Origin of the sequence: Curtobacterium sp. SORGH_AS_0776 (assembly GCF_031453355.1) — a bacterium.
GTDB lineage: Bacteria > Actinomycetota > Actinomycetes > Actinomycetales > Microbacteriaceae > Curtobacterium.
In genome coordinates this window covers 2,154,467-2,169,770 of the sequence record NZ_JAVIYU010000001.1, presented here as the reverse complement: position 1 = coordinate 2,169,770, position 15,304 = coordinate 2,154,467, and the positions used below count along the sequence as shown (strand labels likewise).

Sequence of the window (15,304 nt, the reverse complement as noted above, 5' to 3'; positions counted from 1 at the left end):
GTCTTCCTTACTTCTCGGAGAGCGTCGCGAGGACCGCGGCGGTGATGAGGGCGAACGAGATCGCACCGGCGTCGGGGGTGCCGACCGCGTCCTCGCCGTGGGTCCGGGCGCGGCCCATCCGCGGCAGCAGGTCGGCGGTGGCGTCGGCCGCGGTCGTGGCAGCGGCGGACGCGGCGGACCAGGCGGTGACCAGGTCGTCGCCGGCCGCGGTGCGGGCGGTGAGGACCTCGTCGAACGGGACGAGCGCGTCGACCATGGTCTTGTCGCCCGGGACGGCCCCGAACGCGAGGACGGCCTCGGCGGCCGCGTGCACGGCGCCGGCGACGGTGGTGGCCGACGGGCGCGAGGTGTCCCCGAGGACGCGACCCAGTGCCTCCAGGGCCGCGCCCCAGATCGCACCGGACGTGCCGCCGGCCTTGTCGGACCAGGCGTCACCGGCGATCACGAGGACCGATCCGGCACCGGCGCCGCGTGCTGCGGCGTCCTGCGCCGCCGCGTCCGCCGCGGTGGAGCCGCGCTGCATGCCGATCCCGTGGTCGCCGTCGCCGGCCACGGCGTCGATGCGGCCGAGTTCGTCGGCGTGGGCGTCGATCGTCGCGCGCACGGCCGTGATCGCCGTCGCGATGCGGGTCGCGGCCACCCGGGACTCGTCGGTGCCGACGGTCACGGGGACGACCACGCCGGCCTCGAGGACGTCGGACGACACGGGCTCCTGCGGGACGGCACCGCCCTTGCGGTAGGCGGGACTGTCGGCCGGGGCGGCCCAGAGCTCCTCGAGCTCGTCGTCGAGCCAGAAGAGGGTCAGCGAGACGCCGGCCATGTCGAAGCTCGTGACGAGTTCGCCGACCTCGGGCTCGACGACGACTGCGCCGGCCGCGGTCAGTCGGCGCTGCACGGCGTCGAACACGACGAAGAGCTCCTCGTACTTGACGGAACCGAGGCCGTTGAGGATCGGGACGACGCGTGCTCCGTCGGCTGCGACACCGGACGGCAGCTCGGTGAGCAGCTTGTCGACGAGCAGGTCCGCCAGTCCGGACGCGGTGGGGACGTCGGCTTCGTCGATGCCGCGTTCTCCGTGGATGCCCATGCCGATCGCCATGCGGCCCTCGGGGACGGTGAACAGGGGTTCGTCCGCGCCGGGGAGCGAGCAGCCGGAGAACGCGACGCCGAAGCTGCGGGTGCGGTCGTTCGCCCGCTCGGCGATCGCCGTGACGGTGTCGAGGTCGTCGCCCCGCTCGGCGGCGGCTCCGGCGACCTTGAACACGCAGAGGTCGCCCGCGATCCCGCGGCGCTTGTGGGCCTCGGCACTCGGGGCACTCGCGACGTCGTCGGTCACGCGGACCGTGCGGACGTCGATGCTGGCCGCGGTGAGTGCCCGGGCAGCTGCGTCGAAGTTGAGGACGTCGCCGGCGTAGTTGCCGTAGCTCAGCAGCACCCCGCCGCCGTGCTCGGAGGCCGTCGCGACCGACGTGACCTGCTGTGCGCTCGGGCTGGCGAACAGGTTCCCCATCGCCGCACCGGCGGCCAGGCCGTGCCCGACGAGCCCGCCGAACGCCGGGTAATGCCCGGACCCGCCGCCGACGACGAGCGCCACGGTCCCCTCGGGGCTGGTGGTCGAGCGGGCGACGCCGCCGTGGACCTTCCGCACCCGGGAGCGGTTCGCGGCGACGAAGCCGTCGACCATCTCGTCCGCGAAGTCCGCGGGGTCGTTGAACAGGCGGGTCATGCGTGGGACTCCTGGGTCGTGGTCGTCGCGGCCTGCGCGGCAGCGTCGGCGTCGCGTCGCTCGTTCCGCTTCGTGGTCCGGCCGAGGACGAACATCAGGACGCTCGACAGCACCATGAAGAACCCGACGATGAACATCGGCACCTGGTACCCGCCGGTCCACTCGCTGACGGCGCCGGTGATGTACGGCGCGGCGAACCCGCCGAGGTTGCCGACGGTGTTGATGAGCGCGACGCCCGCGGCCGCCGCGGCACCGGTGAGGAACTGCGTCGGGACGGTCCAGAAGTTCGGCAGCGCGGCGAAGATCGAGCACGCGGTGATCGCGATGACGGCGACCGTGGCGGCCGGGCTGTTCATGTAGAGGGCCACCGGGATGCTCAGGCCACCGACGAGGGCGGGGACCGCGATGTGCCACACCCGGACGCCGCGCCGGAACGCGTCACGCGACCAGAAGTAGAGGACGACGGCGGCGGGCACGTACGGGATCGCCGTGATGAGCCCCTTCTGGAACAGGTCGAACGTGGTGCCGAACTGCTCCTGGAAGCCGTCGATGATGGTCGGCAGGAAGAAGCTCAGGGCGTACAGGCCGTAGATGAAGCCGAAGTACACGGCGGCGAGCATCCAGACGCGACCGGAGCCGAACGCCGCACGGAGGCCGCCCTTGCCGTGCGCGTTGCCCTCCTTCTGGCTGTTCTCCTTCGCGAGGGCGCCCTCGAGCCAGAGTTTCTCGTCCTCGTCGAGCCACTTCGCCTGCGACGGCTTGTCCTTCAGCACGAAGAGGCACAGGATGCCGACGATGATCGCGGGGATCGACACGCAGAGGAACATGAAGCGCCAGCCCGCGAGGCCGCCGAGCAGTCCCTCGTGGGTCATCAGCCAGCCGGCGAGCGGCGAACCGATCACGCTGGTGAGCGGCTGCGCCAGGTAGAAGAGCGCGAGCATCTTGCCGCGGTGCCGGGCGGGGACCCAGGTCGACAGGAACAGGATCGCACCGGGGAAGAACCCGGCCTCGGCGATGCCGAGCAGGAAGCGCAGGCCGACGAGCTGCGGGTAGTTCTGCACCCACGTGAAGAGCAGCGAGACGATGCCCCACGTGATCATGATGCGGGCGAGCCAGACGCGGGCGCCGAACTTGTGCAGCGCCAGGTTCGACGGCACCTCGAGCACGAGGTAGCCGATGAAGAACACGCCCGAGGCGAACCCGAACTGCGCGGCGGTCAGGCCGAGGTCGGCCTCCATGCCGTTCGGGGCCGCGAAGGAGATCGCGGTGCGGTCGAGGAAGTTGATGAAGAACATCAGCGCCACGAAGGGCACGATGCGGATCGCGATCTTGCGGATGGCCGTCTTCTCGACGACCGAGGTGGGGATGCCTCGCGTGGCGGGGATGTCCACGATGACTCCTGCTCGGGTGGGGTGGTGCTCCGGTCGGCTGCTGCGCCGGGGACGGAGGTGACGCATCGGTGCGCACGGACCAGTGTGCGCGGTCGCGCAAAACTTGTCAACCGGTTGACCATTTCATGCCGCCACGAGGGGCGGGGAGTCCCGCCGCAACCGGTTGACCGACCGGTACGCTCACTGCATGCCCGCGTTCAGCCCGGACGACCCGCTCAACATCCGCCTCGAACTCGAGTCGGTGCCGACGGGCTCCCCCGCCTCCGAGGTCGCCCGACAGCTCGTCTCCCTGCTGACCGCCGGCGACCTGGCGCCCGGTTCGCGGCTGCCCTCGGAGCGGGTGCTGGCCGAACGGCTCGGGGTCGGTCGGTCCGCCGTGCGAGAGGCCCTCGCGGCGCTCGAGATCCTCGGCATCGTGCAGATCCGCCCGGGTTCCGGCACGTACCTGCAGGGCGGGACCTCGGACCTGCTGCCGACGACCCTGTCGTGGGGGCTCATGCTCGCGTCGAACCGGACCCGGGAGCTGCTCGAGGTCCGGTCGTCGCTCGAACGCACCGCGGCGATCCTCGCCGCCCAGCGTGCGACGCCGGCGCAGCTCGACGAGCTCCAGACCTACATCGACCGGCAGCACCAGGCGCTCGACGACCCGGACGCCTTCATCGACGCCGACGTCCGGTTCCACGTGCTGCTCGCCCGCTCCGCCGGGAACGACGTGCTCGCCGACCTGCTGCAGAGCCTCCGCTCGATGCTGAGCGTGTGGGTCGGCCGTCGTGTCCGGACCCGCCAGGCCACCGAGGCCGCGTACGAGGAGCACCGGGCGATCCTCGAGGCGCTCCGGGCCGGGGACGTGCTCGCGGTGCAGCGGGCGATGGACGACCACATGGCCACGGCGAGCGCCCGCATCGAGCACGCCGGCCCCGCCGACTGACGAACGGGGCCAGCCGCCGGCCCCGTCCGCCTACGTGCGGAGCAGCGGGGCAACCAGCGGCTCGAGCCACCTCGAGTACGCCGTCGACATGTGCGTCCGGTCGCGGTACACGAGCTTGTCCTGCACCACCACCGGGCACCCGTCGTCGGTGCAGAACCAGTCCCGCGGCTCCACGGTGGGGACGCCGGCCGCCCGCACGGTGTCGGCGACGTCCTCGTGCCGTCCGGAGACCGCGTAGGCGCGTTGCTCCGCCTGGTTGCACTCGTCCACGGTGTCGAGGTGCTCGGCCACGCACGACACCGCGTCCCCTTCCGGCACCGGCGTGTCCAGCATGTAGACGGTGCGGAGTCCGGCGGCCTGCATCGTGGCCGCGGTCTCGGCGGTGCCGTCCGCCCACGTGGTGTTCGACACCTGCTTGCCGGGGACGTTGTCCGACTGCGCCATCACCACGAGGTCGGGGTCCAGGGCCTGGATGCGCCGCATCGACGCGTCCCGCCACTCCGGGCACTCGGTGTACGTGCGCTTGAGCGAGGAGTTGAACAGCTCGACGTCCTGGGCGACCGGGCACGCGGCCTTCGTCCACGCGACGACCTTCCAGCCCTCGGTCTTGCCGGCGGCGTCGAACGCGGGCAACCACTGCTGCGCGTGCGAGTCGCCCCAGAGCACCACGGTCCGGGAGCCCTCCGGGTCGCCGTACACGCACGCCTTCTGCTGGATCTGCAGGTAGCCCGCGTGGCAGCCGTCGTCCGTCGAGTCCGGCTGGTCGTCGGCGGCGGTCGTGAGGCTCGGGGTCAGGTTCGCCGGCACGTCCGACGTCGTCAACGCCGACCGGATCGTCGCCTGGATCTCGGTGGAGTCGCCCTCGTCGAGCGATGCCGCCTGCACCGTGCCGCCGCTGCCGACGAGCGCCGGGACGGAGAACACCACGACCACCGCGGTCGCCGTCGTCGCGGCCGCCGCACCGGCCCCGATCGCGGCCCAGCGGATCCGCTTCCACCGCGCACGCGCGGAGGGCGACTCGATGAGGTGGTACGTGATCGTCGCCACCCACAGCGCGACCGCCATCACCTCGAGCTTCTCGAGCCACCCGAGGTCGCGGTTGACCATGACGGGCACGAGCACGACCATCGGCCAGTGCCAGAGGTACCAGCCGTACGACACCTTGCCGATCGCCTGGAACGGCTTCAGCTGCAGGACCGTCTCGACCGAGCCGCGGCGGTACACCCCACCGCCGGCGATCACCGCGCATGCGCCGAGCACCGGCAGGAGGGCCGCCGTGCCGGGGAAGGGCGTCTCGTCGGAGTACACGAACGCGCTCGTCAGGACCGCGCCGAGGCCGGCCCAGGTCAGTGCGACCTGCAGCGCACCGGGGGCCTTCGCGAGCCACCGGGCACCGAGGGCGAGGAACGCCCCGGCCGCGAGCTCCCACGCGCGGGTCTGCATCGAGAAGTACGCCAGCGGGGAGTCGTGCGCGGTGATCGTCACGGACGCCCACATCGACGCCCCGAACACGAGCGTCACCACGGCGGCCATCGCCAGGCGACGGTGCCGCTTCCAGAGCACGATCGCCAGTGTCAGGACGAGCGGCCACACCAGGTAGAACTGCTCCTCGACGCCGAGCGACCAGAAGTGCTCGAGCGGCGACGCCGGTCCGTCCGCGGCCTGGTAGTCGACGCCCTGCGCGGCGAGCCGGTAGTTCAGGGCGAAGAAGGTCGCGGCGACGCCGTCCCACGCCACGTTGGACGCGCGCAGGATCGAGTCGAACACGCGGGTGGCCACGACGGTCACGGCGATCACGAGGAGCGCGGTGGGCAGCAGGCGCCGGATGCGGCCCGCGTAGAACGAGCCGAAGTCGATCCGTCCCGTCCGCTCGACCTCGCGGAGCAGCTGCCCGGTGATGAGGAAGCCGGAGATCGCGAAGAACACGTCCACGCCGACGTACCCGCCGGTGAGGACGGGCGCGCCCGTGTGGTAGACCACCACGAGCAGCACCGCGACGGCGCGGAGCCCCTGGATGTCGGGTCGGAACTGGCGCGGTCCGGCGGCCTGTGGCCGCTCGGCCTGGACCGGCTCCTCGACGGGTGCTGCGGTGTCCGCCAGCACCACCGGGTCGAGGCGCTCACCGAACGCGGGCCCGGAGGCGCGGCGCGGCTCCGGCACGACGCCGACCGGTGACGACGGGGTCACCGTCGGCGAGAGCGGCGGCGCGGGGAGCGACGGATCGGCCGCGTCCGCCGCCGCGACGGAGGCTGGTGCGGGGGTCGGAGCCCCGCCACCGGTGGCGGTGACCGGTGCGTGGGAGGCGGTCCGCGCCTCCCGACGGTCGACACGTGCCTGCCTGCGGAGCGCACGCCGCGGCGAGGAGGGAACCGACAGGAAGAGCATCGGCACCTGCACGTACGCGTGGATCGCGGCGAGGATCCACATGGCCCAGAGCACGTCGGGGCCGAAGCGGACGGTGGCCCACGCGAGGCCCGTCCACGTCACGAGGAGCGACGTGGTGACCGTGATCCGCATCACCCGCGCGATCTGCGTGCCGAGCGGCGTGGTGACCTTCTTCGCCGCACCGGTCGGCACCCACTCGCGGGTCCTGCCCGTGAGGACGTGCACGATCGCGACGGCGTGGGCGAACGAGTACAGGGACTGGATGCGCAGGACGTCGATGCGCCACCGGGACCGGTACATGATCGGGACGACCACGAGCCACATGAGCATCGCGCCGAGGAGCCAGACGGAGTTCTGCGGCATGATCCACTGCGGCAGGCCGAACAGCATCACGAGCCCGGGCAGCGGGGACAGGAACACGTTCACCGCGGTGGAGATGTAGTAGAGGAACCCGGACCAGAAGCACATGCGTTGCCGGAGCGTGATGTGCGGGTTCTCGTGGAAGGTGGTGTCGGCGAGGAGCGACATCGACCCTGTGCACCAGCGGTACTGCTGGTTGAGGAACGACGCGAGGTCGTCCGGGCACATGCCCTTGGAGACGAGGATCGGGACGTACCGCACGAGGAAGCCGACGCGCATGAGGTTCACGCCGGTGTGGACGTCCTCGGAGTGGCCGATCTGGGCGAAGCCGCCCGCGCGCTCGAGTGCCGCCCGCCGGTAGATCGCGCAGGTCCCGACGCAGATCGCCGCGTTCGAGCGGTCGCGTGCGGGCTGGATCCAGCGGTAGAACAGCTCCTGCGTGGCGCCGGCGGTCCGCTGCAGCCAGTGCATGCCCTTGCGGGCGTCGAAGAACTGCGGCGACTGCACGATGCCGAGGCTCTGGGTCGTCGAAGTAGGGCACGAGCTCGTGGAGGTAGTCGGCTCGGGGCACGAAGTCCGCGTCGAACACCGCGATGAGGTCACCGTCGCTCTGTTCGTAGCCGTACCGGAGGTTGCCGGCCTTCTTGAGGTGCCCGCGGTCCGGCCGGACCTCGTACCGGTAGCCGTGGCACCGCGCGAGCTCGGCGACCTCGGGGCGGTCCGCGTCGTCGAGGACGTACACCGTCAGTGTCGTCGGCCAGCGGAGCTTCGCCACCCACGCGTAGGTGTTCGCGAGGATCGCGAGCGGCTCCCCCGCGGTGGGGAGGAACACGTCGACCGTCGGGTACCGGTCCGGGGCCCAGCTGCTGACGCGTTCGACGTGGTCACGCTTGTGGAAGCGCTTGCGCCGTGCGCTCGTGGTGAGCGACACGCACAGCGTGAGGCAGTAGAGCGTCGTCGGGATGAGGAACAGCAACAGCCCCGGGGCCGACGTGGAGAACCGCCAGATGCTCGAGGCGATGAGCGCGAAGGCGGCGGCCTGGGCGAACAGCATCCAGCGGTGCTGCGCGCCCATGTACCAGTACTTCTCGCGGTCCGTGGGCGGTGCCGGGAGGTACTGCGGCTCCCCCGTCTGATCCGTGCTGTCCGTGGTCGCGGGCTGGATGCGCGCGTCGACCACCGTGTCCGTGGACGTCATGTCGGGCCTTCCCCTGGTTCAGGCGTGACGAATGGCGTTGCAGTGGTGCAGGTACGGTGCTGCGGTGATCGTTCGATGGTGACGGTTGCTCGGGCACTTCGTGTGACGGGGAGGTGAACCCGACCTGGCAGTGTGCCCCTCGAACGGGGGACGACCCCGCTCTGCCGGGCGCGCTGTCAGCCGGGCATCGGCATGGCCGTACCGATCGGGACCTGTCCCCCGGGGATCTGCGACGCACGCCCCGCGGCGCCGGGTCGTTGCCGGTCCGGCAACGTTCCTTGTCCGTCGAGCGCGGGATGCGGTGGATTGACGGCATGCACACGCACCGGGAGCCGTCCGACACGACCGCACGCAGCTGGTGGGAGGCCCGCTACGCCGAGCACGACGGGATCTGGTCGGGGCGGGTGAACGCGGTGCTCGCCGACGTCGCGTCGTCGCTGCCAGCGGGACGCGCGCTCGACCTGGGCTGTGGCGAGGGCGGCGACGTCGTCTGGCTCGCCCAGCAGGGGTGGGCGACCACCGGGGTGGACCTGTCGGTGACGGCGGTCACCCGCGGGTCCCGGGCTGCCGTCACCGCCGGGGTCGAGGAGCGGACGGCGTTCGTCGCGGCGGACCTCGACTCGTGGGACACCGCGGCGCGGTTCGACCTCGTCACGGCGTCGTTCCTGCAGTCGTGGCCGGTCGAGATCCCGCGTGGGGTGATCCTGCGGCGGGCGGCCGGGTTCGTGGCGTCCGGTGGGCACCTGCTCGTGACGGCGCACGCCGCGCCCCCGCACGGGGACCTGCCCGAGGAGATGCGGGCGTACCGCTTCCCGACGCCGGCGGAGGACCTCGCGGCGCTGGGGCTCGACGACGGGTGGGAGGTCGTCGCCGCCGAGCTCCGACCGCGCACCGCGGTGACGCCCGAGGGAGCGCCGCACGAGGTGCTCGACAGCGTGGTGCTGGTCCGCCGCCGCCCCCTCAGCGAGGCAGGGGCAGGGGCAGCGGCACCGAGGCCGTGAACGCCCGGACCACCCGGTCGACGACGTCCGTCGCCGGGGCGTCCCACACGGCCTGGTTGAAGATCTCCACCTCGACGTCACCGGCGTACGCGGCGGCCGTCACGGCGGCGGTGACCGGCCCGAAGTCGATGTGCCCGTCCCCCATCACACCGCGGGAGAGCAGCGGGTCGGCGGCGATCGGGGTGAGCCAGTCGCACACCTGGTAGCTCGCGATCCGCCCGGCGGCACCCGCGCGGGCCACCGAGGCCGCGAGCGCCGGGTCCCACCAGACGTGGAACGTGTCCACGACCACGCCAACGGCAGCGGCCGGGAAGGGCGCCGCGAGGTCGAGGGCCTGCGCGAGGGTCGACACGACGGCCCGGTCGGCGGCGTACATCGGGTGCAGGGGCTCGACGGCGAGCTGGACGCCGGCGTCGAGGGCGTGCGGGACGAGGTCGGCGAGGGCGTCGGCCACGCGGTCCCGGGCGTCGATCAGGTCACGGGACCCCTCAGGCAGTCCTCCGGCGACGAGCACGAGCACCGGCGCGGACCCAGGTGCACCGGCCTCGGCCAACGCCGCGGTCTCGTCGATCGCCCGGCGGTTGTCGTCGAGTGCCCGCTGCCGTTCGGTGCCGGCCGGGAGGGTGAAGAAGCCGCCGCGGCAGTGCGAGGACACCCGGAGGCCGGAGTCGGCGACCATCCGCACGGCCTCGGACAGCCCGACCTCGGCGACGGGCGCCCGCCAGGTGCCGATCGCCTGGACGCCGGCGGCGCGGACGGTGTCGAGGGCGTCCCGGAGCGAGGCGTACTTGATCGTCGCCTGGTTGATCGAGAGCCGTGGATGCGGGGGTGCGGAGCCCGGGGCGGCCCCGGTCCGCGTGGCGCGGACGACGGGGGTGCTCACGCGACCACCCCGGAGAGCGGGCGGTCGGCGGGGGTCGAGGCGCGCCTCCTGGCCGTCACGGGCACACCGGACACGGTGAGCAGGTCGTGCCACCGCGACGCCGCGAGCGACGGGTCCTCGAGCGCGCCGCAGGCGTTCGCGAGCCGGACGGTCTCGGACAGGTGCGGCAGGGAGCGGCCGGCGTGCTGGCCGCCGACCATGGCGAAGGCGCCCTGGTGGCCGTTCAGCCAGGCGAGGAAGGCGATGCCGGTCTTGTAGTGCCAGGTCGGGGCGCTGAAGACGTGGCGGGACAGGGCCTCGGTGGGGCCGAGCAGCGCGCGGAAGGCGGTCTCGTCGGGGAGTGCCCGGACGGCGGCGGAGGCGATCGGCGCCACGGCGGCGAACGCGCCGAGCAGGGCGTCGGAGTGCGTCCGATCGGTCCCGGCGATGAGGTCGACGTAGTGGAAGTCGTCGCCGGTGAACATCCGGACGCCGGCGGGCAGTCGGGAGCGGAGGGCGACCTCGGCCCGGGCGTCGAGCAGGCTCATCTTGATGCCGGCGACCTTCGACCCGGCGTCGCCCATGATGTCGAGCACGGTGTCGGGGCCGTGCTGACCGCCGAAGTAGCCGGCGAGGGCGGGGTCGAACGCCTCCCCCAGCCAGTGCAGGACGACGGGGGCGCTCGCCCGCTCGATGACCCTGCGGTAGACGCGGCGGTAGACCGCAGGATCGCTGCCCGCCAGGCGCGCCAGGTGCCGGCTCGCCATGAGCACGACCCCCGCGCCGGCGTCCTCGGCGTGGTGGAGCTGGGCGACGTAGGCGTCGACGACCTGCTGCTCGGTGGCGACCTGGTCCGGGAGGTCGTCGGTGTTCACGCCGACGACGATGCGGCCGCCGACGGACTGCGCCTCGCGGGCGCTGCGGGTGATGAGCTCGCGCGTGGCGGCCGGGTCGAGCCCCATGTTCCGCTGCGCGGTGTCCATCGCGTCCGCGACGCCGAGGCCCCACGACCAGAGGTGGTGCCGGAACGCGAGGGTGGCGTCCCAGTCGAGGTCCGCCGGCGCACCCGGCGTGTTGTCGGCGGCGGTGCGCGGGACGACGTGGGCGGCGGCGTAGACGACGCGCTCGGTGAGCGGGGCGGTCGGCTTCGCGGTGGCCGCGACGGCCGGCTCGCGCAGGTCGGCCCGGCTGGTCGTGCCGTCGGGCGCGAGGAGGGTCAGGGTGGTCATGCGCGTGCTCCGACGGTCTCGGCGTCGTCGGCGCGGTCGGCGCGGTCGGCGCTCTCGGCGCGGTCGGTGCGTTCGGCGTTGTCGGCGCGGTCGGCGCTGTCGCCCTGGAGGCGCGGCTCGGCCCCGGTGGGCAGGGTCAGCTCCGGCAGGTCGATGCGTCGTCCTTCGGCGCTCGAGCGCAGACCGGCCTCCGCGAGCGCCACGCCGCGGGCACCGGACAGGAGGTCGTAGGGATGCGGGCGGCCGGCGACCAGGTCCTGCAGGAAGTCCTCCCACTGCGCGCGGAAGCCGTTGCCGAACACCTCGTTGTCGGGGACCTCGAGCCACTGCGCCCTGTAGTCGCGGTCGTCCCGCAGGTCGGGGTTCCACACCGGCTTCGGAGTCGCCGTCCGGGGCTGGATCCGGCAGCCGAACAGTCCCGCGACGGCGCTGCCGTCGGTGCCGTCGACCTGGAACTCGACGAGCTCGTCACGGTCGACCCGGACCGCCCAACTCGAGTTGATCTGCGCCGTGATGCCGCCGGCGAGGTCGAACACGCCGTAGGCCGCGTCGTCCGCGGTCGCCGCGTACCCGGTCCCCTGCTCGTCGGTTCGCTCGTCGATGTGCGTGACCGCGCGGGCGTACACCGACTCCACGCGGCCGAACAACTGCTCGAGGACGTAGTTCCAGTGCGGGAACATGTCGACGACGATGCCGCCGCCGTCCTCGCGGCGGTAGTTCCAGCTCGGCCGCTGCGCGGTCTGCCAGTCCCCCTCGAACACCCAGTAGCCGAACTCGCCGCGGACGGAGAGGATCCGGCCGAAGAACCCGGAGTCGATGAGCCGGCGGAGCTTCCGGAGGCCGGGCAGGTAGAGCTTGTCGTGCACCACGCCGTTCGGCACGCCGGCGTCGGCGGCGAGGCGGGCGAGCTCGAGCGCCTCGTCGGAGGTCTCCGCCGTGGGCTTCTCGGTGTAGACGGCCTTGCCGGCGGCGATCGCCTTCCGCAGGGCGTCGGCGCGGGCGCTCGTCACGGCGAAGTCGGCGAAGACGTCCCAGCGGGGATCGGCGAGGGCGGCGTCGAGGTCGGTCGTCCAGTGCTCGAGGCCGTGCCGGGCGGCGATCTCCTCGAGCTTCGCGGCGTTCCGGCCGACGAGGATCGGTTCGACCTGCAGCCTCGTGCCGTCCGGGAGCGGGAGCCCGCCGTCGTCGCGGATGGCCAGGATCGACCGCACGAGGTGCTGGCGGTAGCCCATGCGTCCGGTGACGCCGTTCATGATGATGCCGATGGTGCGCGTGGTCAACGCGTGCTCCCTTGCTCGCTGTGGCCCGCTCGCCACCGTGGTGGAAAGCGCTTGCCGGAACCGTACACCACGGCCCGGGCCGACCGCACGCGCGTGTCCGGGTGTGTGCGTTCGGGGCGCGCGGCGCGGGCGGGCGGCGCGGGCGCGCGGGCCCGGGGCGTGGGCGCGCCGTGCCACTTCGTGAGCAGGAATGGTCGAGTCGCGCCACGGCACCCGACCGTTTCTGCTCACGAACCGGGCGACGGGGACGGGCGCGGGGTGCCCGGGCGCGGGGACGAGCCCGCGCCGGGCGTGCGCCCGGCCCGGCTAGCGCGCCGTGCTCGCGCGCAGCACGACCTCGCCGTCGATGGCGCCGTCCGCCTCGAGCCCGAGGGCCCGCCGCACCGCCCGCTCCCCGATCTCCTCGAGGGGCAACCGCACCGTGCTCAGCGCCGGCACGACGTCGGCGAGCATCCGCACGTCATCGAACCCCGCGACCCCGACGTCCACCCCCGGGACGAGCCCGCGCTCCCGTATCGCCGCGACCGCCCCCACCGCCATGAGGTCCGTGACCGCGAACACGCACCGCGGCAACACCCCCGAGCCCGCCGCAGCCCGGTCGAGCAGCGACACCATCGCCCGGTACCCGCCGTCCCGCGTGAACTCCGACGGCACCACGGCGTCGTCGGGCACCCGGATCCCGTGGGCGGCGAGGCCCGCGACGAAGCCCTCGTAGCGCGCGTGCGCGGTGGCGAGCGACGGATCCCCGGCGAGCACCGCGAACGAGTCGTGCCCCTGTTCCACCAGGGCGCCGGCGAGCGCCGCAGCACCGCTGAGGTTCCGGATCACGAGTGGTTGCACTCCCGACACACCTGCCACGGCGCCGTCGAGGTCGGACACGAGCGCCGACACCCCCGCCCCGGCCGCGACGAGTCCGGAGACGGCCGACGCCAGCTCGGCGCCACCACCGAGGCGACGGCTCACCGCGAGCACCACGGCCCGCGGCCGGAGCCCCGCGACGACGCCGAGGACGGCCGCCTCACGCGACGGGTCCCCTCCCGTCGACGTGATCGTGACGACGAGCCCGGCGTCGTCGGCGGCGCGGATGGCCCCGGCCGCGATGGCCGCGAAGTACGGATCGGCGATGTCGCCCACGACGAGCGCGAGCGTCGTGGTGGTCCCGCGGGCGACCGCCTGGGCCTGCACGTTGGCGGTGTACCGGAGCTCCTGGGCCGCAGCGTGGACGCGGTCGACCGACTCCTGCCGGACCTTCCGCACGCTGCCGTTGAGCGCGCGCGACGCGGTCGCGAGCGAGACGCCTGCCCGCGCAGCCACGTCGGCCAGGGTGACCGAGCTCCGTTCGGGCATGTCGCGCCTCCAGTCCGTCGGCTCCGCGCTGTGCGGCGAGGGTTGTCTGTGGCGAGGATAGCGATTTCCCGCCCGCCGGGGCGGCGCCGCGGCAACGGACCGAGCCGTCACGTCACAATGTCCAAACATTCTGCAGGAAAGCGCTTGCCAGAATCGCCGGGCGTCGTGTAGACCTTGTCTCCTCGGCCGAGACACCCCGAACGCTCGCCCACGGCAGACGCCAGTGGTCCCGAACGAAAGCAGTGACGATGAAGTCATCCAAGAAGATGCTCGCGCTCGCCGGCGGCATCGCCGCACTGGCGCTCCTGAGCGGCTGCGCCTCCGGCAGCGGTTCCGGCGACGGCGGCAAGGTCGACCAGCTGACCTTCTGGCTCTCCACGTCGACGGCACAGGAGAAGGGCTACCAGGACCTCGCGACCGACTACGAGAAGAAGACCGGCGTCACGGTCAAGATCGTGAACCTGCCGTACGACGGGCTGCAGACGAAGCTCCGCGAGTCGGCGCAGGCGAACTCGCTGCCCGACGTCGTGCGAGCCGCGGGCATCGACCCGATCTGGACCGGCAAGACCGTCGACCTGGCCTCGATCGTGGACGACGACGCGAACAAGATCGACAAGGACATCATCGCGAAGGACGACGACGGCAAGGTCACCTCGATCCCGTCCGACGTCACCGCGGCGGGCCTGTTCGTGAACAAGTCGCTGTTCGACAAGGCCGGCATCGCCTACCCGACGGACCCGGCGAAGGCCTGGACCTGGGACGAGTTCCTGCAGGCCGCCGACCAGGTGAAGGCGAAGACCGGCGCGAAGTACGACCTGGTGTTCGACTCCTCGCCGTCCCGCCTGCGCGCCTACATGTTCACCAAGGGCACCGACTTCATGCAGCAGGAGAAGGACGGCTCCTTCCCGACCGACTCGAAGACCGTCTCGGCGCTGCAGGACTTCGCCGACATGAACGACGACTCCACGATGCCGAAGTCGGTGTGGACGAGCGGACAGGACCCGAACGCCCTGTTCAAGAGCGGCCAGGTCGTCGCCTACTTCTCGGGTGTCTGGCAGTCGTCGGACTTCGCGTCGAACATCACCGACTTCGACTGGGCCAGCGCCGCGACCCCGGCCGACCCGACGCACGCCACCGAGATCAACTACGGCGGCAACATCGTCGGCTTCGAGAACTCGGACGCCCGCGGGACCGCGGCGAAGAAGTTCATCGACTACATGTACGAGCCGACGAACTACGCCAAGCTCGTGACGACGAACGGCTTCCTGCCGGTGGAGACCGGGCTGGACATCAGCTACCCGTTCGAGTCGCAGGCCGCCAAGGACTCCTTCGCGCTCTACCAGAAGGAGATCGACGCGGCGGACCCGATCTCGAGCTCCTACGCCAAGGAGAGCGCGAAGTGGGCGGTCGAGGGCAAGGAACTCGGCACCGACCCCACCACCGCCGAGGTCGGCAAGCTCATCAACGGGCAGCAGTCGGCCGAGAAGACCCTCGAGACGATCACGAAGTACTACGAAGAGCACGTCGGATGACGGACCGGGGTCGGGTGCACGCACCCGACCCCGACGTCGTCCCCCGAGCAACACCGCGACGAACG

11 protein-coding genes and 1 pseudogene are annotated in these 15,304 nt (G+C 72.3%); 4 read left to right on the top strand and 8 right to left on the bottom strand.

Annotated elements, in window-relative coordinates; genetic code table 11:
• Positions 1-7 precede the first annotated feature (7 nt).
• The gene (locus QE359_RS10800) at positions 8-1,726 is read right to left on the bottom strand and encodes a dihydroxyacetone kinase family protein (protein ID WP_309779147.1); all 1,719 of its coding nucleotides are present in this window, start codon (positions 1,724-1,726) and stop codon (positions 8-10) included.
• A complete protein-coding gene (locus QE359_RS10795) occupies positions 1,723-3,117 on the bottom strand; it encodes an MFS transporter (RefSeq protein WP_071295475.1) in 1,395 nt (464 codons plus the stop codon). The genes QE359_RS10800 and QE359_RS10795 overlap by 4 nt, the downstream gene beginning before the upstream one ends.
• A 187-nt stretch (positions 3,118-3,304) precedes the next feature.
• Here QE359_RS10795 and QE359_RS10790 point away from each other — a divergent pair, with 187 nt between their 5' ends.
• Positions 3,305-4,045, top strand: coding sequence for a FadR/GntR family transcriptional regulator (locus QE359_RS10790; protein ID WP_070416464.1), 741 nt, complete (start codon positions 3,305-3,307; stop codon positions 4,043-4,045).
• A 30-nt stretch (positions 4,046-4,075) separates the two neighbouring features.
• Here the strand turns inward: QE359_RS10790 and QE359_RS10785 are convergent, their stop codons facing one another.
• Both QE359_RS10785 and QE359_RS19105 read right to left on the bottom strand, forming a co-directional pair.
• On the bottom strand, positions 4,076-7,393 hold the full coding sequence (locus tag QE359_RS10785) for an SGNH hydrolase domain-containing protein (protein ID WP_309779144.1): 3,318 nt from the start codon (positions 7,391-7,393) through the stop codon (positions 4,076-4,078).
• Positions 7,317-7,622: pseudogene (locus tag QE359_RS19105) on the bottom strand (glycosyltransferase); the annotation flags it as partial. The gene QE359_RS10785 and the pseudogene QE359_RS19105, both read right to left, overlap by 77 nt.
• A gap of 130 nt (positions 7,623-7,752) precedes the next feature.
• Here QE359_RS19105 and QE359_RS10780 point away from each other — a divergent pair.
• On the top strand, positions 7,753-7,926 hold the full coding sequence (locus QE359_RS10780) for a hypothetical protein (protein ID WP_309779142.1): 174 nt from the start codon (positions 7,753-7,755) through the stop codon (positions 7,924-7,926).
• Between the two features lie 376 nt (positions 7,927-8,302).
• Positions 8,303-8,989, top strand: a complete 687-nt coding sequence (locus tag QE359_RS10775; protein WP_309779140.1) for a class I SAM-dependent methyltransferase — start codon at positions 8,303-8,305, stop codon at positions 8,987-8,989.
• Here the strand turns inward: QE359_RS10775 and QE359_RS10770 are convergent.
• From QE359_RS10770 to QE359_RS10755, 4 genes are all read right to left on the bottom strand, one after another.
• The gene (locus QE359_RS10770) at positions 8,949-9,872 is read right to left on the bottom strand and encodes a sugar phosphate isomerase/epimerase family protein (protein ID WP_396127729.1); all 924 of its coding nucleotides are present in this window, start codon (positions 9,870-9,872) and stop codon (positions 8,949-8,951) included. The two genes, QE359_RS10775 and QE359_RS10770, sit on opposite strands and share 41 nt — an antisense overlap.
• The gene (locus tag QE359_RS10765) at positions 9,869-11,080 is read right to left on the bottom strand and encodes a DUF993 family protein (RefSeq protein ID WP_309779139.1); all 1,212 of its coding nucleotides are present in this window, start codon (positions 11,078-11,080) and stop codon (positions 9,869-9,871) included. The genes QE359_RS10770 and QE359_RS10765 overlap by 4 nt, the downstream gene beginning before the upstream one ends.
• Positions 11,077-12,333 (bottom strand): Gfo/Idh/MocA family oxidoreductase, encoded by a 1,257-nt coding sequence (locus QE359_RS10760; protein WP_309780423.1) that lies wholly within the window; start codon positions 12,331-12,333, stop codon positions 11,077-11,079. The genes QE359_RS10765 and QE359_RS10760 overlap by 4 nt, the downstream gene beginning before the upstream one ends.
• 333 nt (positions 12,334-12,666) lie before the next feature.
• Positions 12,667-13,707, bottom strand: coding sequence for a LacI family DNA-binding transcriptional regulator (locus QE359_RS10755; RefSeq protein WP_071295472.1), 1,041 nt, complete (start codon positions 13,705-13,707; stop codon positions 12,667-12,669).
• A gap of 248 nt (positions 13,708-13,955) precedes the next feature.
• Between QE359_RS10755 and QE359_RS10750 the strand changes: the two genes are divergently transcribed.
• On the top strand, positions 13,956-15,239 hold the full coding sequence (locus tag QE359_RS10750) for an extracellular solute-binding protein (RefSeq protein WP_309779138.1): 1,284 nt from the start codon (positions 13,956-13,958) through the stop codon (positions 15,237-15,239).
• Positions 15,240-15,304: the final 65 nt, after the last annotated feature.

What these genes read in the sequence shown, in the direction of transcription:
- QE359_RS10760 (WP_309780423.1), bottom strand. Translation starts at nt 12,333, where the DNA reads ATGAACGGCGTCACCGGACGCATGGGCTACCGCCAGCACCTCGTGCGG.
- QE359_RS10780 (WP_309779142.1), top strand. Translation starts at nt 7,753, where the DNA reads ATGAGGAACAGCAACAGCCCCGGGGCCGACGTGGAGAACCGCCAGATG.
- QE359_RS10775 (WP_309779140.1), top strand. Translation starts at nt 8,303, where the DNA reads ATGCACACGCACCGGGAGCCGTCCGACACGACCGCACGCAGCTGGTGG.
- QE359_RS10790 (WP_070416464.1), top strand. Translation starts at nt 3,305, where the DNA reads ATGCCCGCGTTCAGCCCGGACGACCCGCTCAACATCCGCCTCGAACTC.
- QE359_RS10800 (WP_309779147.1), bottom strand. Translation starts at nt 1,726, where the DNA reads ATGACCCGCCTGTTCAACGACCCCGCGGACTTCGCGGACGAGATGGTC.
- QE359_RS10755 (WP_071295472.1), bottom strand. Translation starts at nt 13,707, where the DNA reads ATGCCCGAACGGAGCTCGGTCACCCTGGCCGACGTGGCTGCGCGGGCA.
- QE359_RS10765 (WP_309779139.1), bottom strand. Translation starts at nt 11,080, where the DNA reads ATGACCACCCTGACCCTCCTCGCGCCCGACGGCACGACCAGCCGGGCC.
- QE359_RS10750 (WP_309779138.1), top strand. Translation starts at nt 13,956, where the DNA reads ATGAAGTCATCCAAGAAGATGCTCGCGCTCGCCGGCGGCATCGCCGCA.